This is a genomic window from Alloalcanivorax balearicus MACL04, assembly GCF_025532145.1.
GTDB lineage: Bacteria > Pseudomonadota > Gammaproteobacteria > Pseudomonadales > Alcanivoracaceae > Alloalcanivorax > Alloalcanivorax balearicus.
Map to the genome: position 1 here is coordinate 25,601 of NZ_ARXS01000029.1, position 22,836 is coordinate 48,436.

The 22,836-nt window shown below is 61.9% G+C and carries 19 protein-coding genes; 6 read left to right on the forward strand and 13 right to left on the reverse strand.

All coding sequences use genetic code 11. The annotated features are described in order from the left end of the window. Positions 1-189: 189 nt before the first annotated feature. Positions 190-825 (forward strand): lytic transglycosylase domain-containing protein, encoded by a 636-nt coding sequence (locus MA04_RS18450; protein ID WP_163127404.1) that lies wholly within the window; start codon positions 190-192, stop codon positions 823-825. Between the two features lie 9 nt (positions 826-834). Here MA04_RS18450 and MA04_RS18455 read toward each other — a convergent pair whose 3' ends face one another. Next, positions 835-1,143, reverse strand: coding sequence for a Rieske (2Fe-2S) protein (locus MA04_RS18455; RefSeq protein WP_262462074.1), 309 nt, complete (start codon positions 1,141-1,143; stop codon positions 835-837). 495 nt (positions 1,144-1,638) lie between these two features. After that, a complete protein-coding gene (gene ppsA / locus MA04_RS18460; RefSeq protein ID WP_262462075.1) occupies positions 1,639-4,011 on the reverse strand; it encodes a phosphoenolpyruvate synthase in 2,373 nt (790 codons plus the stop codon). A 270-nt stretch (positions 4,012-4,281) separates the two neighbouring features. On the opposite strand from ppsA, the gene ppsR reads away from it, so the two are divergent. Together ppsR and MA04_RS18470 are read left to right on the forward strand one after the other, a co-directional pair. Further along, complete coding sequence (gene ppsR, locus MA04_RS18465; protein WP_026949262.1) at positions 4,282-5,100, forward strand: posphoenolpyruvate synthetase regulatory kinase/phosphorylase PpsR; 819 nt, start codon at positions 4,282-4,284, stop codon at positions 5,098-5,100. Positions 5,101-5,126: 26 nt separating this feature from the next. Beyond that, on the forward strand, positions 5,127-5,942 hold the full coding sequence (locus tag MA04_RS18470; protein WP_262462076.1) for a thioesterase family protein: 816 nt from the start codon (positions 5,127-5,129) through the stop codon (positions 5,940-5,942). Between the two features lie 46 nt (positions 5,943-5,988). On the opposite strand, the gene MA04_RS18475 is transcribed toward MA04_RS18470, so the two are convergent. From MA04_RS18475 to MA04_RS18510, 8 genes are all read right to left on the reverse strand, one after another. Then, positions 5,989-6,432, reverse strand: coding sequence for a hypothetical protein (locus MA04_RS18475; protein ID WP_262462078.1), 444 nt, complete (start codon positions 6,430-6,432; stop codon positions 5,989-5,991). A gap of 171 nt (positions 6,433-6,603) precedes the next feature. Then, positions 6,604-8,088, reverse strand: a complete 1,485-nt coding sequence (gene prpD, locus MA04_RS18480) for a 2-methylcitrate dehydratase (RefSeq protein ID WP_163127392.1) — start codon at positions 8,086-8,088, stop codon at positions 6,604-6,606. A gap of 203 nt (positions 8,089-8,291) precedes the next feature. Beyond that, complete coding sequence (gene prpF / locus MA04_RS18485) at positions 8,292-9,461, reverse strand: 2-methylaconitate cis-trans isomerase PrpF (protein ID WP_055099999.1); 1,170 nt, start codon at positions 9,459-9,461, stop codon at positions 8,292-8,294. A 99-nt stretch (positions 9,462-9,560) separates the two neighbouring features. Then, positions 9,561-12,167, reverse strand: coding sequence for a Fe/S-dependent 2-methylisocitrate dehydratase AcnD (gene acnD / locus MA04_RS18490; RefSeq protein WP_262462081.1), 2,607 nt, complete (start codon positions 12,165-12,167; stop codon positions 9,561-9,563). Between the two features lie 68 nt (positions 12,168-12,235). Further along, positions 12,236-13,378, reverse strand: a complete 1,143-nt coding sequence (gene prpC / locus MA04_RS18495; protein WP_262462082.1) for a bifunctional 2-methylcitrate synthase/citrate synthase — start codon at positions 13,376-13,378, stop codon at positions 12,236-12,238. Positions 13,379-13,445: 67 nt separating this feature from the next. Then, positions 13,446-14,336: a methylisocitrate lyase gene (gene prpB / locus MA04_RS18500; RefSeq protein ID WP_163127384.1), complete on the reverse strand. Its 891-nt coding sequence runs from the start codon at positions 14,334-14,336 to the stop codon at positions 13,446-13,448. 45 nt (positions 14,337-14,381) lie between these two features. Then, the gene (locus tag MA04_RS18505) at positions 14,382-15,068 is read right to left on the reverse strand and encodes a GntR family transcriptional regulator (RefSeq protein WP_163127382.1); all 687 of its coding nucleotides are present in this window, start codon (positions 15,066-15,068) and stop codon (positions 14,382-14,384) included. 97 nt (positions 15,069-15,165) lie between these two features. Beyond that, entirely contained in the window at positions 15,166-16,929 is a 1,764-nt protein-coding gene (locus MA04_RS18510) for a hypothetical protein (RefSeq protein WP_262462084.1), read from the reverse strand. A gap of 96 nt (positions 16,930-17,025) precedes the next feature. Between MA04_RS18510 and MA04_RS18515 the strand changes: the two genes are divergently transcribed. Beyond that, the gene (locus tag MA04_RS18515; protein WP_262462085.1) at positions 17,026-18,123 is read left to right on the forward strand and encodes an anthranilate synthase component I family protein; all 1,098 of its coding nucleotides are present in this window, start codon (positions 17,026-17,028) and stop codon (positions 18,121-18,123) included. 94 nt (positions 18,124-18,217) lie between these two features. On the opposite strand, the gene dnaQ is transcribed toward MA04_RS18515, so the two are convergent. From dnaQ to MA04_RS18530, 3 genes are read right to left on the reverse strand one after another with little or no spacing between them, the layout of a single operon-like run. Beyond that, complete coding sequence (gene dnaQ / locus MA04_RS18520; RefSeq protein ID WP_163127376.1) at positions 18,218-18,937, reverse strand: DNA polymerase III subunit epsilon; 720 nt, start codon at positions 18,935-18,937, stop codon at positions 18,218-18,220. Next, positions 18,934-19,377 (reverse strand): ribonuclease HI, encoded by a 444-nt coding sequence (gene rnhA, locus MA04_RS18525; protein WP_262462087.1) that lies wholly within the window; start codon positions 19,375-19,377, stop codon positions 18,934-18,936. Before rnhA ends, dnaQ begins: the two co-directional genes overlap by 4 nt. A 48-nt stretch (positions 19,378-19,425) precedes the next feature. Beyond that, positions 19,426-20,208 carry a class I SAM-dependent methyltransferase gene (locus MA04_RS18530; protein ID WP_163127374.1) on the reverse strand — a complete coding sequence of 261 codons (783 nt, stop codon included), beginning with the start codon at positions 20,206-20,208 and terminating at the stop codon, positions 19,426-19,428. 92 nt (positions 20,209-20,300) lie between these two features. On the opposite strand from MA04_RS18530, the gene gloB reads away from it, so the two are divergent. Both gloB and MA04_RS18540 read left to right on the forward strand, forming a co-directional pair. Beyond that, complete coding sequence (gene gloB, locus MA04_RS18535) at positions 20,301-21,074, forward strand: hydroxyacylglutathione hydrolase (protein WP_262462089.1); 774 nt, start codon at positions 20,301-20,303, stop codon at positions 21,072-21,074. Positions 21,075-21,152: 78 nt separating this feature from the next. After that, positions 21,153-22,739, forward strand: coding sequence for a lytic transglycosylase (locus tag MA04_RS18540; protein WP_205475472.1), 1,587 nt, complete (start codon positions 21,153-21,155; stop codon positions 22,737-22,739). Positions 22,740-22,836 lie beyond the last annotated feature (97 nt).

The window sequence follows — 22,836 nt, forward strand, 5'->3', positions numbered from 1 at the left end:
CTATCCATAAAGAGTACTGGCAGGCGCACCTCCGGGAAAGGTGAGACCTGGTTCAGAGGCCGATGGTTGCCCTCTACCCCATGCCCGTCCGCTGTGGTATCAAAGGAACCCTTGGGGGAACGGTCGACGTGGACGTGGGCCGATAAACAATACCGTTCAACAATAACAGCACGGATTGAATAACGAGATATGACACGCTTTGGGGTATTCGGGTTGCTTCTGATCCTGATGGTCGGATCACCATCCTGGGCTCGGGACATCTACAAATACCGGGCCGCCGACGGCAGCATTCTGTTCACCGATCAACCCCGTGACCGGGTTGGTCCGGAGTATACCCTGTTGTCCGTCCGCAAGGGCTGGAATTACGTGCCCCGCGGGCTCACCGCGTCCCAGCGCGACCGCTATGACGACGTCATCGCTCGCGCCGCCCGCGCCCATAACGTGGAGGCGGCGCTGGTCAAAGCGGTCATCCATGCCGAATCCTTGTTTAATCGCCTGGCGGTATCCCGGGTCGGCGCCCAGGGGCTGATGCAATTGATGCCGGAAACTTCCCGCCATCTTCAGGTGCTGAACCCCTTCGATGCCGACGAGAACATCGACGGTGGCACCCGCTTCCTTGCCTATCTGCAGGGCCGCTTCGACGATCTGGATCGGGTGCTGGCGGCCTACAACGCCGGAGAAGGCAATGTTCGGCGCTACGACGGCATCCCGCCCTTTCCTGAAACTCAGGCCTATGTGCGGAAAGTGAAAGAGTTGAGACTGCGCTACCAGGTGCAACTGGCCGCCCGCTCCGATCAGGACGACGACGCCCTGGCGATCCGCTGATTCACGGAATCAGTCGCCGTCGGCCACCCACACTCCCAGCCAGGGTCCCTCGTAATCGATACGGTAGCGGCGCAGATGGTAGCTCTGATTCGGGCAGCGGCCGCTGTCCAGAGAGAATTCCAGACCATGCCCCGGGCAACGGAGCACGCCGCGATGAACCGTGGCCCGCTCCAACGGAAATTCGCCATGGGGGCAGCGGCGCTGAATCAGCCAGGTACGCCCGTCATCGTGCACCAGCAACAGCTCCACCCCGGCCACCCGCACCGGCAGGCGCAGCCCGTCGTACAGCTCCAGAGTGCGAATGATGCGGTGAAACATGCTGTTCCCTCTTTTTCGGGAACGATAGCACGGAGGCCGGTGTAGGCAATACCAGGCTCATCCCGATCGGACAGCGGAGTGTGCGGGCCTTGGAGACATAAATTCGGAGTCCACTGTGGGAGCTTGCCTGCAAGCGAATGGGCTTTCGGCTAAGATTCGCTTGCAGGCAAGCTCCCACAGCGTCTTCGTAGCTCCTTCTGTGCCAGCGATCGACGTTGCTTGAGTCTGCGAGGCCTCCGTTCAGACCCGTTTCGAGTGAACCGCCGCGTTCCGGACTCCAACGACGATGGACCTTTCCAGAAACGGCCGTCTGGCACCTCGAAGCGGAGCCGTGTTACGCCTTTGCGGAACCTGCTTCACGACGTTCCCGCAAAGGCGTAACACGGCTCTGCTGTCCCTGATGGAGGGTCAGGCCGTTTCCCTCTAAACCGCGATGAACCACAAAAAAAGCCGTGCCCCTCTCGGGACACGGCTTTTTCGTTCAACACGGACCGATCAGTGGCCGTGTTTCTCCGCCAAATAGAACCAGGTATCCAATACCGAATCCGGGTTCAGCGACACGGAGGAAATGCCCTGCTCCATCAGCCACTTGGCCAGATCCGGGTGATCGGACGGGCCTTGGCCGCAAATACCCACGTACTTGCCCTGGGCATTGCAGGCGTCGATAGCCATCTTCAACAGCGCCTTCACCGCCGGATCGCGCTCATCGAACAGGTGGCTGACGATACCGGAGTCACGGTCCAGACCCAGGGTCAGCTGGGTCAGGTCGTTGGAGCCGATGGAGAAGCCGTCAAAGAACTTCAGGAAGTCATTCGCCAGCAGCGCGTTGGTCGGCAGCTCACACATCATGATGATGCGCAGACCGTTCTCACCCCGCTTCAGACCGTTCTTGGCCAGCAGATCGATGACCTGCTCGGCTTCGCCCGGCGTACGCACGAAGGGCACCATGATTTCCACATTGGTGAAGCCCATCTCATCGCGTACTTTCTTCAGCGCGCGGCATTCCAGCTCGAAGCAGTCGCGGAAGTTTTCGCTGATGTAACGGCTGGCGCCACGGAAGCCCAGCATCGGGTTCTCTTCCTCGGGCTCATAGAGCTTGCCGCCGATCAGATTGGCGTATTCGTTGGACTTGAAGTCCGACAGACGCACGATGGCTTTCTCCGGGTGGAAAGCGGCGGCCAGGGTGGAAATCCCCTCCACCAGTTTTTCCACGTAGAAATTCACCGGATCGGTATAACCGGCGATGCGCTTGTCGGCGGCCTGCTGCACGTCCCGCGGCAGGGTGTCATAGTTTAACAGGGCCTTCGGGTGCACACCGATCATGCGATTGATGATGAACTCGAGACGGGCCAGACCCACGCCCTGGTTTGGCAGCGCGGCGAAGTCGAAGGCACGGTCCGGGTTGCCCACGTTCATCATGATCTTGAACGGCAGCTTCGGCATGGACTCGATGGAGTTACGCTGAACGTCGAAATCCAGCATGCCTTCATAGATGTTGCCGGTATCACCCTCGGCGCAGGACACGGTCACTTTCTGGCCGTCCGTGAGCTGCTCGGTGGCGTCACCACAGCCGACGATGGCCGGCACACCCAGCTCGCGGGCGATGATCGCGGCGTGACAGGTCCGGCCACCCCGGTTGGTAACAATGGCGGCGGCCCGTTTCATCACCGGTTCCCAATCCGGGTCGGTCATGTCGGTGACCAAAACGTCACCGGGCTGCACTTTTTCCATTTCCTTGATGTTGGAAACGATCCGCACCGGACCGGCACCGATACGCTGGCCAATGGCGCGGCCTTCCACCAGCACCTTGCCGGTCTGCTTGAGCAGGTAGCGCTCCATGACGGAAGCGTCGGAACGGCTCTTCACGGTCTCCGGACGGGCCTGCACGATGTACAGTTTCTGATCATCGCCGTCCAGCGCCCATTCGATGTCCATGGGCATGCCGTAGTGCTTTTCGATCTCGATGGCCTGACGGGACAGATCCGCCACCTGGGCATCGGTGAGACAGAAGCGCATGCGGTCCTCGGCGCTTACGTCCACGGTCTGCACGGACTTGCCGGCCACCGCTTCGCTGCCGTAGACCATCTTCTGCATCTTGCTGCCAAGGTTGCGGCGCAGGATGCTGGGGCGCTTGTTGAGCAGGGTTTTCTTGTGAACGTAGAACTCGTCCGGGTTCACCGCGCCTTGCACGACCATTTCGCCCAGGCCATAGGACGCGGTGATGAAGACCACGTCACGGAAGCCGGATTCGGTGTCCAGGGTGAACATCACGCCGGCGGCGCCGGTCTCGGAGCGCACCATGCGCTGGATGCCCGCGGACAGGGCCACCAGTTTGTGGTCGAAGCCCTGATGCACCCGGTAGCTGATGGCGCGGTCGTTGAACAGGGACGCGAACACTTCCTTGACCGCCACCATGACACTGTCCAGGCCGCGGATATTGAGGAAGGTCTCCTGTTGACCGGCAAAGGAGGCATCGGGCAGATCTTCCGCGGTGGCGGAAGAGCGCACCGCCACCGGCAGATCACCGTTGCCTTCACACATCTGTTCGTAGGCGTCGCGAATGGCGGCTTCCAGGGCGGGCTGGAACGGCGCGTCCACCACCCATTTACGGATTTTCTCACCGGTCGCCGCCAGCGCTACCACGTCGTTCACGTCCAGGCTGCTGAGCGCGTCATTGATCTTGGTGGTCAGGTCGTTGTGTTCCAGAAACTCGCGGAAGGCTTCCGCGGTGGTCGCGAAACCGCCGGGAACGGACACACCGGCCGCCGCCAGGTTGCTGATCATCTCGCCGAGGGAAGCGTTTTTACCACCGACGCGTTCCACGTCTCCCTTGCCCAGATCCTTAAACCAGACTACGTACTCCGCCAAGGTCGTCTCCTTAGATATTGCTGGCCGATACTGTGGAAACCCACTGTTTAATACATCCCGGTCCAGGCCGGAGGCGCCCGGAACCGTGGAGAAAAATTAACCAGGAGTTCCTTTACCGGATTGAACCGAGCCGCCATTCTACTCAAAACCAAGGCGGTTTGCCCGCATGGATTGGGTAAACTGTTACGACTTTCGTTTATGGCCGGGCCGGCGTTACGGCCAACCGACCGCCGCAGGCCCGCATTTGCGCCCCACGAGGAGCCTCACTGCATGAAAAGATCCGCATTCTATGTCTCCGACGGCACCGGGATCACCGCCGAGACACTGGGTCACAGTCTTCTAAGCCAATTCGGCAGTGTCGAATTCAGCCAGACCACCATCCCCTATGTCCAGTCCAATGACCTCGCCCGCGAAGCGGTAACGCGGATCAACCAGGCCGCCGAGCGCGATGACGCCGCGCCCGTGGTGTTCTCCACTCTGGTCCACGACGACCATCGTGAGATCCTGCATACCTGCAAGGGGCGCGTGCTGGACCTGTTCACCGCCTTCCTGCAGCCGCTGGAGGACGAGTTGGGGGTGCGTTCCAGCCACCAGGTGGGCCAGAGCCATGCCATCCGTGATCAGCAGGCCTACCGGATTCGCATCAACGCGGTGCACTTCGCCCTCGACAACGACGACGGTGCCCGCACCCGCCACTACGATCAGGCCGACGTCATCCTGATCGGCGTGTCGCGCTCCGGCAAGACCCCCACCTGCCTGTATCTGGCGCTGCAATTCGGTCTGTTCGCCGCCAACTATCCGCTCACCGAGGACGATTTTGACGACCTGCGTCTGCCGGACAGTCTGGTGCCGCACAAGGACAAACTGTTCGGGCTGACCATCAATCCCGACCGGCTCAGCGCCATCCGCAGCGAACGCAAGGCAGGCAGCCGTTACGCGTCGCCACGCCAATGTGAGATGGAGGTCCGCGCCCTGCAGGCCTTATACAACAAATTCAATATTCCCCACCTGGACGCCACCGAGCTGTCCATCGAGGAGATCAGCACCCGCATCCTGGCCATGAAAGGCCTGACCCGGCGGCTGCAGTAACCGGTTGCAAAGAAAAGGATAACAACATGACACGTGGACTGTTTCGTCGCGATAGCGACCTTTATCACCCGAACCAGGCGGCGCTGGGCCCCTGGAGTCCTGATTTTCTGCATGGCGGCTCCCCCTCCGGCCTGCTCGCGGCGGTGATGGAGGACGCCATGGACGGCGCCGACCTGCGCCTGGCCCGCTTCACCCTGGATCTGTTGCGTCCGGTACCCAGCCAACCGCTGCTGGCCACGGTGGAAACCGTACGTGCCGGGCGCCGCCTGCGGGTGCTGCAAGGCACACTGATGGCGGACGGCGTGGTGACCGCCCGTGCCACCGGGCTGTATCTGGAACGCACACCGGTGACCGTTCCCGTCGATGCCCGCTTCGGCGATCATACCCTGCCCGCCAGGGACAACCGGCCGGTGGCGTCACTGATCGCGGTGGCGGAGCGGGACCAGGAAAAGCCGCGTCTGACGCTGCCCGGCCTGCACAGCACCGTGGAGGTGGCACTGATCGATGGCGTCGAAGGGCGTGGACGGGGACGGGCCTGGATGCGGCTGCCGATCCCGGTCATTGACGACATGCCCTGCTCCACCGTGGTGCAGGCCGCCACTCTGTCGGATTTCGGCAATGGTGTGGGGCAATTGAAGGTGGCCTCGGACATCGGCTCTATCAATGCCGATATCAGCCTTTACCTGCATCGCGATCCACGGGGCGACTGGCTGGGACTCGACGCCGTCTCCCGCATGGAGGACACCGGCAACGGCCTGGTGGAAACCACCTTGTTCGATGAGCACGGTCCGGTGGGCCGGGTGCTGCAGGCGACGCTGGCAATGCCGGTGTACGCCGGCTGAATACGCCGACCGAGCGCACCGATTGTTCTTTATCCTGGCGGAGACGCTATTCTCGGGAGATCTCCGCCGTCCACCCCTCCCCGCGATTGTGGTACGCGCGGCACTCATAATCCTCACTATACCCACCGGCGTTCGCGCGCCCATCAAAATACCGGAAAGACCAGACACGCCCCACCGCCTGCATCCGTTCATTCGAGCGCCATTCGATATCCAGTCCCTGGGTGGTCGCCAGTGCTACACAGGCCGACATGGCCGCCCGCCGCCCCTTACCGCCAAAATGCTCCATATAGGCGAACGACCCGGCAAAAAGAACGGCAATACAGAGCACCACAAGCGCGAACTTTTTCACCGCCTGCCAAGGGATCCCACCTGATGGCATCCGCCCTTTATGCACCTTCTGCCTCTTTCCGCGCCACCGTGCATAGCCAACTCCAACCGTGGCGATGGCGATTACCGCCATCACCAGCATCAACACAACAACCATTTCCATGTCGCTTAAGACCGCCCTCTTCACCACTTTCGACGCCTTACCTGGGATTGGCCACCATAAAAAAGGCCCAGCTTGTGGCCGGGCCTGGGTGCGACGCCTCGGCGTCGCTGGGGTTGGCGGGGTTGCCGCCAGTCTTGGGCGGCTTACCGGTGGTACGGTACGGGGACCGAGTCAGATCACCAGCAAGTCCATGAAGTCGTTCACCGGAGTCCTTTCCAGAGTCGCCTGATCCTTGCACAGCTCGAATACCGCCCTGACCCGCCCGGCCGGAAACCGGGTTTCCAGATTACGCTTGAACTTGGTTTCAAGCAGCGGAATGCCTTCCGCGCGACGGCGACGGTGGCCGATGGGGTATTCCACGGCGACTTTGTCGGTGCAGGAACCATCCTTGAAAAACACCTGAATGGCGTTGGCGATGGATCGTTTCTGCGGGTCATAATAATCCTTCGTGTAGCGTTCGTCTTCCTCGATCTGCATTTTGTCACGAAGTTCGTCGATCAGCGGATGAGCAGCGTGGAAATCGTCCTCATAATTTTCCGCCACCAGGTCGCCGAAGATCAAAGGCACCGCCGTCATATACTGGATGCAGTGATCCCGGTCCGCCGGATTGGCCAGCGGCCCCTCCTTGGAAATAATGCGGATCGCCGAGTCGTGGGTGGTAATGACGATCCGGTCGATCTGGTCCAGGCGATCCTTTACCTGCGGGTGCAAGGTCACGGCGGCTTCGCAGGCGGTCTGGCTGTGGAATTCCGCCGGAAAGCTGATCTTGAACAGAATATTTTCCATCACATAGGATCCGTACTCCCGCTGAAAGCGGAATCGGCGCTCGCCTTCCGGTTTCAGCTTCTGATCCTTGTTGGTTTTGGAAAACAGCACATCGTAAAAACCCCACTGTGGCGCGGTGAGCGCGCCGGGGATACCCATCTCCCCACGCAGCGCGATATCCGCCAGTCGCACCGCCCTGCTGGTGGCGTCACCGGCGGCCCAGGATTTGCGTGAGCCAGCGTTGGGCGCATGCCGATAGGTACGCAGGGACTGGCCGTCGACCCAGGCGTGGGAAACCGCGGACAACAGCTGCTCACGATCCGCGCCCATCATCTTCGCTACTACCGCCGTGGTGGCGACCTTGACCAGTACCACATGATCCAGGCCGACCCGGTTGAACGAGTTTTCCAGTGCCAGCACACCCTGAATCTCATGGGCCATGATCATGCCCTCCAGCACCGTCTTCATGGTCAGCGCCGACTTGCCATTGGCCAGGTTCTTTTGTGAAAGATGATCCGCCACGGCGAGGATGCCACCGAGATTGTCCGACGGATGCCCCCATTCCGCCGCCAGCCAGGTGTCGTTGTAGTCCAGCCAGCGGACGATGCAGCCGATGTCCCAGGCGGCTTTTACCGGGTCCAGCCGGAACGAGGTGCCCGGCACCCGGGCGCCATGGGGCACCACCGTTCCCTCCACCAGCGGGCCCAGATGTTTGCTGCATTCCGGGAAACGCAGTGCCAGCAGCCCGCAGCCGAGCGTATCCATCAGACAATTGCGGGCGGTATCCCAGGCTTCCGGGGACTTGATGCGGTAATTGAGGACGTAATCGACAATTGTCTGGATTTCCGGGTCATAGTCCGGGCGCAGATTTTGGTCCACATTGCTGTTCATCGGGGCACTCCTTTTCCATTATTCAAGGGCGGAATGGCGATGGGCTATCCGATAAATCAACAGTGCGGGATGCGGCGAAGTGGGTCAATTCGCGCCCATTCGCTACCGAGGCAGCTTCCCACAGCGGCTCCGTAGGGATACTGCTGTGGGAGCTGCCTTGGCAGCGAATGGTGGTACTCCAGGACCCATGAATCGGGTACGGATTAGCCGGGTACCCGCACCCAGCCTTCCATCAGTACTCGCGCACTGCGACTCATGATGGCCTTGGTGGCGGTCCATTCGCCGTTGACCTCGGCGGCTTCGGCACCGACCCGCAGGGTGCCGGAGGGGTGCCCGAAACGCACCGCGTTGCGCTCACCGCCACCGGCGGCCAGGTTCACCAGAGTGCCGGGAATCGCCGCCGCAGTGCCGATGGCTACCGCCGCCGTCCCCATCATGGCGTGATGCAGTTTGCCCATGGACAGAGCCCGTACCAGCAGATCCACATCATCGGCACTCACCACTTTGCCACTGGAAGAGGTGTAACCGGCCGGCGGCGCGACAAAAGCCACCTTGGGCGTGTGCTGGCGCGCGGCCGCTTCGCTGACGTCCTTGATCAGACCCATGCGCACGGCACCGTGGGCACGAATGGTTTCAAAACGCGCCAGCGCTTCGGCGTCCTCATTGATGTCACCCTGCAGTTCGGTGCCGGTGTAACCAATGTCCGCCGCGTTGACGAAAATGGTGGGAATGCCGGCGTTGATCAATGTCGCTTTCAACGTACCGATACCGGGAATGTCCAGCTCATCCACTCGATTACCGGTAGGAAACATGGCGCCATCGCCATCCGCCGGATCCATGAACTCAATGCGCACTTCCGCCGCCGGGAACGTGACGCCGTCCAGTTCAAAATCACCCGTCTCCTGTACCGCGCCGTTGGTAACCGGCACATGGGCGATAATGGTCTTTTCAATGTTCGCCTGCCAGATCCGTACTACTACCGTTCCGTTTTCCGGAATACGAGCCGGATCCACCAGCCCATTGCTGATGGCGAAGGAACCGACCGCCGCGGTGAGATTGCCGCAGTTGCCGCTCCAGTCGATAAAGGGTTGATCAATGGAAACCTGACCGAACAGATAATCCACATCGTGGTCCGGTTTTTCGCTTTTCGACAGGATCACCGTTTTGCTGGTGCTGGACGTTGCGCCGCCCATACCGTCAGTGTGCTTGCCGTAAGGATCGGGGCTGCCGATCACCCGCAGCAACAGCTTGTCCCGGGCCTCACCGGGAACCCGCGCCGCTTCCGGCAGATCCTTCAAATTGAAGAAAACGCCCTTGCTGGTGCCACCGCGCATGTAGGTGGCGGGAATTTTTATTTGCGGTGGATGTTGCATGATTTTCTCACTTTATGAGTAAGGATGGCGTGCGACACACCCAACCCGGAGCCGGGTTGGGTGTGTCGCTTTCTGTCCACGAGCGTGCCAGTGTCTCTCTCAGCCTGCTTCCGCCATGAACTCCTTGGCGAATTTCTGCAGGATGCCGCCGTTGGCGTACACCGACACTTCCTCCGCCGTATCCAACCGGCAGATCATCGGCACGCGGTCCACGTCGCCATTCTTGCGGGTAATCACCAGTGTCAGGGTCGCACGCGGCGCCAGATCACCTTCCACGTCATAGATTTCGGTGCCATCCAACTTGAGCGTGTTGCGGGTGGTACCTTCCTCGAACTGCAAAGGCATCACACCCATACCGATCAGGTTGGTGCGGTGAATCCGCTCGAAACCTTCAGCGGCGATCACCTCCACACCGGCCAGCGCCACCCCTTTGGCGGCCCAGTCACGGGACGAGCCCTGCCCGTAATCCGCGCCGGCGACGATGATCAGCGGCTGCTTGCGCTCCATGTAGGTTTCGATGGCTTCCCACATGCGCATCTGCCGGCCTTCCGGTTCCACCCGTGCCAGCGAGCCCTGGATCACCTCACCGTTGTCATCGCGGCACATCTCGTTGAACAGTTTCGGGTTCGCCAGTGTCGCGCGCTGGGCGGTCAGGTGGTCGCCACGGTGCGTCGCGTACGAATTGAAGTCCTCTTCCGGCAGGCCCATCTTGTGCAGGTAGGCGCCAGCGGCGCTGTCCAGCAGGATGGCGTTGGAAGGCGACAGGTGATCGGTGGTGATGTTGTCCGGCAGGATCGCCAGCGGACGCATACCCTTCATCTGACGTTGGCCCGCCATGTTGCCTTCCCAATAGGGAGGGCGGCGAATGTAGGTGGATTGCGGACGCCAGTCGTACAATGGGCTGGCGGCACGGGCGCCGTCGCCCTTCTTCTCGAACATCGGGATGTAGGTCTTGCGAAACTGCTCGGGTTTCACCGCCGACTTCACAATGGCATCGATCTCTTCATCGGAGGGCCAGATGTCCTTCAGATAGATCGGGTTACCATCCTGATCCTTGCCCAGCGCATCCTTCTCGATGTCGAAACGGATGGTGCCGGCGATGGCGTAGGCCACCACCAGCGGCGGCGAGGCCAGGAACGCCTGCTTGGCGTAGGGATGAATCCGGCCGTCGAAGTTACGGTTTCCGGAAAGCACCGCGGTGGCGTACAGATCACGCTCGATCACTTCTTTCTGGATCTCGGGATCCAGAGCACCGGACATGCCGTTGCAGGTGGTACAGGCGAACGCCACCACGTCGAAGCCCAGGTTCTGCAGCTCGGGCAGCAGACCGGATTCTTCCAGGTACATCTTCACTGTCTTGGAGCCCGGCGCCAGGGAGCTCTTCACCCACGGCTTGCGCACCAGGCCCAGCTTGTTGGCGTTGCGGGCCAGCAGACCGGCGCCGATGATGTTGCGCGGATTGGACGTATTGGTACAGCTGGTGATGGCCGCGATGATCACCGCGCCATCGGGCATCAGCCCTTCTTCCTCTTCCCATTCCTTGGCGATGCCGCGATCGTGCAACTGGGACACCGGCAGCAGCGCATGCGGATTGGACGGGCCGGCCAGATTACGCTCAACCTGGGACAGATCGAACTTCAGAACGCGTTCGTATTCGACGCTCTTCAGGCTGTCCGCCCACAGCCCGGTTTCCTTGGCGAACGTCTCCACCAGAGCCACTTGCTCGTCTTCGCGGCCGGTCAGCTTCAGATACTCGATGGTCTGATCGTCGATGAAGAACATGCCGGCGGTGGCACCGTATTCCGGGGTCATGTTGGCGATGGTGGCACGGTCGCCCACGGACAGGCTGTCCGCGCCTTCACCATAGAATTCCAGATAGGCACCGACCACCCGCTCGTGGCGCAGGAATTCGGTCAGCGCCAGCACCAGGTCGGTACCGGTGATGCCCGGCTTCAGCTTGCCGGTCAGTTCCACGCCGACAATATCGGGCAAGCGCATCATGGACGGATTGCCCAGCATCACGTTTTCGGCTTCCAGACCGCCCACACCCACGGAGATCACGCCCAGGGCGTCGACCATCGGCGTGTGACTGTCGGTACCCACGCAGGTATCCGGATAAGCCACGCTCCGTCCGCTGCCATCAGAACCGACCTGCACCACCGGGGACATTTTCTCCAGATTGATCTGGTGCATGATGCCGTTACCCGGCGGAATCACATCCACGTTATCGAACGCGGTCTTGGTCCAGTTGATGAAGTGGAAACGATCCGCGTTACGGCGCTCTTCCACCTCCCGGTTTTTCTCGAACGCGTCTTTCTCGAACCCCGGATGTTCCACCGCCAGGGAGTGATCCACGATCAGCTGGGTCGGCACCACCGGGTTCACCTTGGACGGGTCCCCGCCTTTTTCGGCGATGGCGTCACGCAGACCGGCCAGGTCCACCAGTGCGGTCTGGCCGAGAATGTCGTGGCACACCACACGAGCCGGGTACCAGGGAAAGTCCAGGGTGCGCTGGCGTTCGATCAACTGCTTCAGGGAATCGGTGAGCGATTCCGGTGCGCAGCGGCGAACCAGCTGCTCGGCCAGGATGCGGGAGGTATAGGGCAGCTTGTCGTAAGCGCCGGGCTGGATGGTGTCGACCGCGGCACGGGTGTCGAAGTAGTCGAGATCGGTACCGGGCAGCGGTTTGCGGTAATCAGTGTTCATGGCTAGGCATCAATCGAGTCGGGTTGGCGGGCTGGGTCGAGGGAGCGGCGCACCGCTCCCTTCCCGGATCAGCGTTGCGCGATCGGGGTTACCTTGCGAATCTCCGGACCGGTGTACTCGGCGCTCGGGCGGATAATACGGTTGTCCGCGCGTTGCTCGAAGACATGGCCGGCCCAACCGGTCAGGCGGCTCATCACGAAAATCGGAGTGAACAGCTTGGTCGGGATTCCCATGAAGTGGTACGCGGAAGCGTGGAAGAAGTCGGCATTACAGAACAGTTTCTTCTCCCGCCACATGACTTCCTCGCAACGTACGGAAACCGGGTAAAGCACGGTATCGCCCACATCGGCGGCCAGCTTCTCGGACCAGCCCTTGATGATGGCGTTGCGCGGGTCGGACTCGCTGTAGATAGCGTGACCGAAGCCCATGATTTTTTCCTTGCGCTCGAGCATGCCCATCATGCCCTGCTCGGCATCGTCGGCGTCCTTGAACTTCTCGATCATGTCCATGGCCGCTTCGTTGGCGCCGCCATGCAGCGGGCCGCGCAGGCTGCCGATGGCACCGGTGACACAGCTGTGGATGTCACTCAGGGTGGAGGCGCAAACCCGGGCGGTGAAGGTGGAGGCGTTGAACTCGTGCTCCGCGTACAGGATCAGAGAGACGTTCATGACCCGCTCATGCAGCTCGCTGGGCGCTTCATCACGCAGCATGTGCAGGAAATGGGCGCCGATGGAATCATCATCGGTGTTTTCTTCCACACGAACGCCGTCGTGGCTGAATCGGTACCAGTAACAGATGATAGACGGGAAACAGGCGAGCATGCGGTCGACACAGTCTTCCTGGTTCGGGAACACGCCCAGAACCGAGGTGTCTTCCTGCTCAAGGTTACCGAGCATGGAACAGCCGGTGCGCATCACATCCATCGGATGGGCGTCCTTGGGAATGCGCTCGAGCACTTCCTTGAGAGCCTGGGGCAGACCGCGCAGCGTTTTCAGTTTGGCCTTGTATTCGTCCAGTTGCGCCTGGGTGGGCAGTTCGCCCTTGAGAATCAGATAAGCCACTTCCTCGAACTGGCAGTGTTCCGCCAGGTCCTTCACGTCGTAGCCCCGGTAAGTCAGCCCGGATCCGGATTTGCCCACGGTGGACAGAGCGGTTTTACCTGCTACCTGGCCTCGCAGGCCGGCGCCTGCCAGTTTCTTGCCTTCTGCCATTATCATTCTCCTGCTTCAATTCCGGTGTTTACGTCTGCGCTCTCCTCTGCCGGGAGAGGCGTTGTCATCAGCCCTTGCCCTTGGCGAACAACTCGTCCAGCTTGCGCTCGTAGTCGTGATAGCCGAGGAAATCGTACAGTTCCATACGTGTCTGCATGGTGTCGACCACTTCTTGCTGAGTGCCCTTCTCGCGGATTTCGCGATACACCTTCAGAGCCGCCTGGTTCATGGCGCGGAACGCCGACAGCGGATACAGAATCATGCTGGCGCCGGCGTCGGCCAGCTCTTCGCGGGTGAACAGCGGCGTGGCACCGAATTCCGTGATATTGGCCAGCAACGGGGCGCCACCGATGCCATCGGCGAAGGCCCGGTAGTCATCCAGAGTGTGCACCGCTTCGGCGAAGATACCGTCGGCGCCGGCTTCCAGGCAGGCGCGGGCGCGTTCCACCGCGGCGTCCAGACCTTCTTTCTGGAACGCGTCGGTACGGGCGATGATAAAGAAATCATCGTCGGTGCGAGCGTCGGCGGCGGCCTTGATGCGATCCACCATCTCCTCCTGGGAGACGATTTCCTTGTTGGGGCGGTGACCGCAGCGTTTTTGCGCCACCTGATCTTCCAGGTGCACGGCGCCGGCGCCGGCACGAATCATTTCCTTGACGGTACGGCCAATATTGAAGGCTCCACCCCAGCCGGTGTCGATATCCACCAGCAGCGGCACCTCGCTGGCCGCGGAAATCCTGCGGACATCCTCCAGCACGTCGTTCATGGAGGTAATGCCCAGATCCGGCAGCCCATAGGAGGCGTTGGCCACGCCGCCGCCGGACAAGTAGATCGCCCGATACCCCACCTGTTCCGCCATCATGGCGCAGTAGGCATTGATGGTGCCCATGATCTGCAGGGGCTTTTCTTCGGCCAGTGCCCGTCGAAAACGGGCGCCGGCGCTGTTCGGCTGGCTCATTGTCATCTCCTGTGTCGGTTCCACCCGGCTCGCGGCGCGGCACGCTCAGACGGCGTCCGGCTCTTTCCGCTTCGCCTGCTGTTCGATATTTTCTCTTGCCCGGCTGATATGGCGGCGCATCAACAGCTCCGCCAGGTCCGCGTCCCGAGCTTCGATCGCCTCGACGATACGGCGATGCTCGTTGAGGGCCTTCTGCGGCCGGTTGGACACGGTACTGAACTGATAACGGTACATCCGCACCAGGTGATACAGCCCGCCCACCAGCATCTGGATCAGCGTGGCGTTGTGGCTGCCCTGGATAATGCGGTAATGGAAATCCAGATCGCCCTCGCGCTGGAAGTACGCGGTGTCCTCACGCAGGTCCTGCTGCTGTTCATGCTGACCGAGCAAGGCGGTCAGACCGCGCACTTCCTCATCACTCATGTTCTCGGCGGCAAGGCGCGCGGCCATGCCTTCGAGCGCTTCGCGCACGTAGTAGATTTCGATCAGATCGTCGAAACTGAGGGAGGTCACGCGGGTGCCCACATGAACCACTCTTTCAAGCAGCTTGCGGGATTCCAGACGGCGCAGGGCTTCGCGCAAAGGGCCACGGCTGACGCCGTAGCGGCTGGCGAGATCGGTTTCGCTGACTTTGGTGCCGGGGGCGATCACACCGCGCACGATATCGTCCTGGAGACGGGCAAACACCCGATCCGCCAGGGTTCTTACGTTATCGTCGAGGGTGTGGGTCATGGCATCCATTGTCGACAATTGAAGGATCAGGTGGCGACTTTACCCGTCACCCTCCGATCTTTCAATGATTATTGTCGACAATGATGCCAAGTTGGGCTCAGAGGGCGCAACCGCTGCCCTGATAGCGCCATTCCACCGAGCCGCGGCTTTCGGAGTCCCGGCGCTCCAGGTCATTGCTTCCGGCGGCCCGCAGTTGGGCCGGGCGGTAGAGATCACGCCAGGTACCGCGCAGCCGTTCACTGTAGCGGTCCGTGCGGTACAACGGGCGGTTGCCGTTGGTCAGATCCAGGGTGCCATCAATGCGGGTGCCAAAATGAGGCGTACCGGCCTTGTTGGCGGCCCCCGGCGCCAACAGCAACGCCAGTGTCGCACGGTTCTGGGTGGCGGCGGTGACCAGCCCGGCGGGAACCAGTTCATCCTCACAGGACTTGGCGGCGTAAGCGGTGCCATCGGCGGAAATACGCACCACGAAGGTTTCAATCTGGTTTTCATCCGCCCGGTTACGCTCACGGGCCTGGTTTGGTTCCAACGGCTGGCAATTGCCATCGCTGTCATGCAGGCACGCCGGATAGTTGCCGTTGCTGCCCAGTTCCTTGGTGGGAATAAAATCCGCGCACTGCTCCGAGCTGCCGGTACAGGCCCGTTTCAGGGTCACCGAGTAATAGCCGGCGGCCTCACTGGCGCCGTCCATCATCACCGGCCCGGTCTGTGTGGCGCGGATACTCAGGCCAATGTTGCCGGCGCCAAGCACACTCCCCTGAACCCGCCCGGTTTCACCACCACTGGGCGGGGACGGACTGCCCGGCAGATCCAGCGCGAAATCGGTGACGAAACCACCCTCCACGCGCTGATTGATATAGAGCGCGCGATGCCCCAGCAAACGCCCGCTCAGGGTGGCATCGGTGGCGGCGGCACTGTTCAGCAGGCCGACGATATTCCCCTGTTGGACGGTCAGTCCCGCCGCCAGCGTGGGAACCCCCTCCCAAGTCACCAGATCCTCGCTGCCGCCGTTTTCCGGATCCCCTTTTTGCAACTGCCCCAGGCCCAGCACGCGGCCATCCGGTAGGACCAGGGTTTCCATTCGCAACGCGTTCTGATTGGTATCGAACGCCTTGAGCTGATCACAGGGCGCGGCTCCGTCCTGGCAGGTCTCCAGAACATATTCACCTGCGCGCGTCGCCGTATTGGCGGTACTGATCCGCGCGGTCACCGTGGACGGATCCGCTGGAAAACCGGCAACCGTAGCTTCCGCGGACACCGCATCCAGCAACGGCTGCCAGGCGGCACGGAAAGCGGCGTAGTCCGGATAATCAAATTCCAGGGCCGGCACCAGGGCGTCGAAATTCTCGCTGACCAGTTCGTTGACTACCTCGGGCAACTCGAGCCGGGAAGTGGCCAGATCGCTGTCCAGCGCCATCAACAACGCCGCCCGGTTACGCACCCGATAGTCACCGGCGCCGATCCGGCGTGGTGCTTCCACCATATCGGCCAGGGTGAAACGATAATCGCGGGTTGTCAGCCGTTGCGGCAAATAAGCTTCACCGAGAGTAACCCAGCGCCCCTTGTAACGGCGGTCCCCCAGAAAGAAAGCAATGCTTTCAGCGTCCGACGGACACAGGGCCTGGTTGGCCGGTAACTGCTCGGTGGCGGTATCCAACACATAATAGAGAGAGCTGCCGCACTCGTAGGACAGATTGGTCGCCACGGTGCCCTCCAGCGTCACCCGATGCTCTCCGCCGGGTTCCAGCAAACATCGCGCCGTGGAGGGACAGACCCCCACATCATGCTGGGAATAGCTTTTGCCCCCACCACCGCAGGCCGCCAAGGCCAGACAAGCGGATATCAACAACAGTTTTTTCATGCGCGTTTATTCCTTCGCCACGGCTCGCCGCCCGGCGCCGGTAGCGCTACACTAGCCGGCCTGTTTTCGCCGCCCGCGAGCCTTTCCCGACACCTCATGCTTGATAGCGTTCACGTCGTCTTTCATCAAAATGGCCGTTTGCTGGCCCTCGGGCCGCCCGATCACACCCTATACGCACAGGACCGGGACGCCCTGAGGGCTCTGCCGGAGCGGGTCACCGACGCCCTGGCCCAGGGTTACCGGTTCGCCTGCGGCCTGCTGCCCTATGCGGCAGGCCTGGCCCTGCATGGCATTGGCGACAGCGATACACCGGCGGTGGTGCATCTTTACCGGTCCATGCCGCGGCCATTCCACGAGCAGCCAGGCACCTTCCGTCTGACCCGGCCGTTCCAGGCACAGCAAACTGCTGATAAGTATGCCTATGCACTGCAAAGGATCAGTTGCTATCTCGTAGCCGGAGATTGCTATCAGGTAAATTACAGTCAACGTTTCGATGCCCGCTTCGAAGGCGACCCGCTGATCGCCTTCCAACGGCTGGTGCACGCACACCCCGCGCCTCATGCCTGTTTTTTCCGCGATCGGGACGAGGCGGTGTTCGGCGTATCGCCGGAGCGCTTCCTGCGGGTGGACGGCCGCGACGTGGTCACCGAGCCGATCAAAGGCTCGCGGCCGCGCGGCGATGGCGAGGAAGAGGATCGGCGCCTAGGGGAAGCCCTGCTGGCCAATCCCAAGGATCGCGCCGAGAACCTGATGATCGTGGACCTGTTACGCAACGATCTGGGGGCGGTTTGCGAGCCGGGCTCGATAACGGTGGACCCGCTATTCGAACTGCGCCGCTTCAGCAACGTGCAGCATCTGGTGTCCACCGTGCACGGCCGCCTGCGCCCGGACATGACGCCCCTGGCCGCGCTGATCAGTGCCTTTCCCGGAGGCAGCATCACCGGCGCGCCGAAAAAACGGGCGATGGAAATCATTCAGGAACTGGAATCGGTACCGCGCGGCCCCTATTGCGGCACATTGTTCTGGCAGGACGATCGGGGTCGGCTGGACAGCAACATTCTGATCCGCACCCTCTACACCCAAGGCAACGCTCTGTACTGCCACGGCGGCGGCGGCATCGTGATCGATTCCACCATCGAAGAAGAATATCGGGAGAGCCGCTTTAAGGTGGAAAAGCTGATGGCGGTGTTTTAAGAGTCTGTTCGCTGCCAAGGCAGCTTCCCACAGAGGGGCTCGGAGCCGCTGTGGGAAGCTGCCTTGGCAGCGAATTGTGGGGCACCAGCGCTCGTCAGCTTTCCTCGGTCTCCCACAAGGTGGGCTGGCCGTTCTGCTCCGCCATGGAGCGCAGCTTGTCCAAATGGCGCTGAAGATCATCGCCACCGGCCGACACCACCCGCAGCGAAGGGCGATCCGCGCTCAACCGGCGAATCGCCTCCGCCTGCCGCTGGCCGCCACTGCCACCATCCTGTCCGCCCAGGGAAAGGTTGGTCTGGCCACCGGTCATGGCCAGATAAACGTCGGCGAGAATCTCGGAGTCAAGCAGAGCGCCGTGCAATTCCCGGTGGCCGTTGTCCACGTCGTAACGGCGGCACAACGCGTCCAGGCTGTTCTTCTGCCCGGGGTGCATTTCCCGCGCCAGCCGCAGGGTATCCAGCACCCTGCAGCGCTGCTCCACCGTGCCCCACCTGGCGCCCAGCAGCTTCAACTCGTGATTGATAAAACCGACATCGAAAGGCGCGTTGTGGATCACCAGCTCGGCGCCGTCGATGAAATTGACGAATTCCTCGGCGACCTGCGCGAATACCGGCTTGTCGGCGAGGAATTCCAGAGTGATGCCGTGCACCTCCATCGCCCCCTGGTCGATCTCCCGTTCCGGGTTGATGTACAGGTGCAGGTTGTTACCGGTAATGCGGCGGTTCATCACCTCCACACAACCGATCTCGATAATACGGTGGCCGGCGGCGGGTTCCAGGCCGGTGGTTTCCGTATCCAATACGATCTGTCTCATCCGTCCACACTCATCTGATCAATTCCACGATTGGCCAGGCGGTCGGCCCGTTCGTTCTCCACGTGCCCGCTGTGGCCCCGCACCCAGCGCCATTCCACTTCGTGGGGGGCCGCGGCCTGATCCAGGCGTTGCCATAGGTCGGCGTTCTTCACCGGTTGGCGGGAAGCGGTGCGCCAGCCGCGACGCTTCCAGTTGGCCATCCATTCGGTGATACCCTGACGCACATACTGGGAATCGGTAGTCAGTACCACCCGGCAGGGTGACTTCAATGTTTCCAGAGCAACGATGGCCGCCATCAACTCCATACGGTTATTGGTGGTCAACGGCTCGCCGCCGAACAATTCCTTCTCGTGCTCGCCATGGCGCAGTAACGCCCCCCAGCCGCCCGGCCCAGGATTACCCCGGCAAGCACCGTCGGTGAAAATTTCCACTGTCTTCAAGAACCACTCCACTCCTGTCCACTTTTATCTTCGATATTCATTCTTTATTCATTCCACATTGCGTTGCCAGCGGGCCACGGGCACGGAAATTACCGTTGGACGTGATGGTTCGCCACGCCGGAACGACGGTGCCAGCGGCCGCACCATGGCGGCCCGCTTGCGCGCCACCAACAGATAGCAGGCACCGTGTCGCCACCACAGGCGCCGCCCCAGCCATTCCAGCCACGCCAACCGGCGGCGGCCACGCTCACCAAGCGGCAGATTGTGGAAGCCGCTGGCCAGGCCTTCCACTTCAAACCCCAGCACCTGCAACCAGTCACTCACTCGATAGGGGGTGAAGTAACGCCCCACCCAGCCGGGTCGGCGGCTGGCGCCGGGCCGGAACCAGCGCGCCAGCCCCAGCAGACTCACCGGTTGAAACGACACCACCGCGATCATGCCTCCCGGCGCCACGCAGCCAGCGGCCTCCCGCAGCACCTGATGCGGCTCGTCCTGAAACTCGAGACCGTGATGCAGTAACAATACATCCACGCTGTTCTTGGCGATGGGCAGGGCCTTGGCCTGGGCTTGTACCTGCCCTCGGCCCAGCTCCGGCGGCGTGACGTTGCAGCACCAGGGAATACGAATGCCTTCCAGCATATCCCGGCAGGCGCAGGAACCCACCGACACCGCCCGCTGCCCCACCAACCTGGGTAGCCAGTCGGCGAGCAACTCGCGCTCCTCGTGGAGCAGGGCGCGGCCGGCGTCGCTGTCCAGCCAGCGATCAAAGCGATGCGGCATATCCTGGGGATGACGCCGGTAAGGGCCGCGGGGCAAGGGGGGTAACTGCATCCGTGACACTCTCCCTGGTAGGCTCGACTCCGTGGTAGGCTTAACGCTGACGTTCAGTGCCAAATATCAGTTCCAAACAAGGGTAGCACGACATGCTTCAGACCCCTACGGCGATTCCCGCCTTCCAGGATAATTACATTTGGGCCCTGCGCCGTGACAATCACTGCGTGGTGGTCGATCCCGGCGACGCCGCCCCGGTGGAAGCCTGGCTGCGCCAGCAGGGCCTGATTCTAACCGGCATTCTGATCACCCATCACCATCCCGATCACGTCGGCGGCGTCAATGCCTTGCTGGCACACCGGGATATCCCGGTATACGGCCCGGCCCGGGAAACCATTCCCGGCCTCACTCACCCTCTCAATGACGGCGACCGGGTGAAGTTGGCCGATCTGGATCTGGAGCTGGAAGTGCTGGACGTGCCCGGCCACACCCTGGGGCACATCGCCTACCATGCCCGCCAGCCGGGCTGGTTGTTCTGTGGCGACACTCTCTTCGCCGGGGGTTGCGGACGCCTGTTCGAAGGCACTCCGGAACAGATGCACCATTCATTGTCGCGACTGGCGGCACTGCCCGAAGGCACCCAGGTCTTTTGCGCCCACGAATATACCCTGGCCAATCTCACCTTCGCCGCCAAGGTGACGCCAGAGGACCCGGATGTGCGGACGCGTCTGAACGACGTCAAGGCGCTGCGCGACGCCGGGCGCATTACCCTGCCCTCGACTATCGCCGTGGAGCGCCGCACCAACCCCTTCCTGCGCGCCACCGAACCCGCGCTACGTCACTCCTGTGAGCGCCACTTCGACGCGCCGCTGGACACCCCGGTGGACAGCTTCGCCGCCCTGCGGCGCTGGAAGGACAGTGGCTAACGCTGGGCACATTTAACCTTGCCGTAACCTTTCCCGGTCCCTAGAATTCACCGGAATTTCAATAGCCATATAATTGACATGCATAGACTTCTAGGCGTTTTTGCCTTGGGGGTGTTGTTGTTTGGCGGGGGCTGCTCACTGACACCATCCGTGGATGAACTGCCGCCCATGCCACCGGCGGCACCGGAGCCAGAACCGGAACCGAGACCGGAACCAGAGGCGGGCACACCCGACCTTGCCAACGGCATGGCGGAACCCGAGCCCATCCCTGTCGCCGAACCGGTGAAACAAGACCAGGATCTCTGGGCGCGGCTGCGTGAAGGATACGGCCTGCCCCGGGTGGACAATTCCCGAGTGGAAGAGCAGCGAGTGTTCTACACCCGCCACCCGGTCTACTTCACTCGGGTCACCACCCGCGCGGAGCGCTACCTGAAGTTCATCGTCGACGAAGCCGAGGCGCGACACATGCCCACCGAGCTGGCTCTGCTGCCGGTGGTGGAAAGCGCCTTCGACCCCTTCGCCTATTCCCACGGCCGCGCCGCCGGACCCTGGCAGTTCATTCCCTCCACCGGCCAGCATTTCGGCTTGCGTCAGGACTGGTGGTACGACGGCCGCCGCGACATCATCGCGTCCACCCGCGCCGCCCTGACTTATCTGCAGCAGCTCGCCGACCGTTTCGACGGGGACTGGCTGCTGGCACTGGCTTCCTACAACGCCGGTGCCGGCACCATTCTCCGGGCCCAGAAACGCAACGAAGCGGCGGGCAAGCCCACTGACTTCTGGAGCCTGGATCTGCCCACGGAAACCACCGCCTATGTGCCCAAGCTGCTGGCGGTGGCGGATATCGTCAGAAACCCGAAGCAATACGGCGTGGCTCTGCACCCGATCACCGACGTGCCCTACTTCATCAGCGTCAACACCGGTGGACAGCTGGACCTGACCCAGGCCGCCAGACTCGCCGAAGTACCGATGGAAGAGCTGTATCTGCTTAATCCCGGCTTCAATCGCTGGGCCACGGCCCCCGCCGGCCCGCACCGTCTGCTGATACCGGCGGACAAGGCGGAACGGTTCAAAGCCGGTCTGGCCAACTTGTCCGCCGGCCAACGGATGCGCTGGCAGCGTTACACCATCGCCCGCGGCGATAATCTGCAAAGCATTGCCCGCCGCCACCGCACCAAGGTGCAGGTACTGCGCGAAATCAATCACCTCAAGGGCAACACCATCATCGCCGGCAAGACCCTGCTGATTCCTCAATCCACACGCGGCGGCGCCTCTCCGACCGGAGACGGCGCCAACACGCGGGGCCAACGGCTGGCGCACCGGGTCGGTAATGGCGATACCCTGTGGGACCTGGCCCGGCGTTACCAGGTGTCGGTACGTGACCTGGCCCAATGGAACGATCTCGATCCCAAGGATCCACTGCGGGTCGGGCAGACCCTGAAAGTGTGGAGCGGCAACGAAGGCGGCGGTCAGGGGCAACGTTCCGAAATGGTCCGCCAGGTCCGCTACTCGGTACGCCACGGTGATTCGTTGTACACCATCGCCAATCGCTTTAATGTGTCCGTGAACGACATTCGCGGTTGGAATAATACCCTGAGCAAGCGCCGCTACCTGCGTCCCGGTGATCGTGTCACGCTGTTCGTGGACATTCGCGACGCCCCCTGATCGAACCGTGCGGGCTGCCGGAACGCCGCGCGCCGCTCATGGTCATATACCCTGTCGAAGGCGCTGAAAGCTGGCACCCAGGCCTTCGACAGGCTCT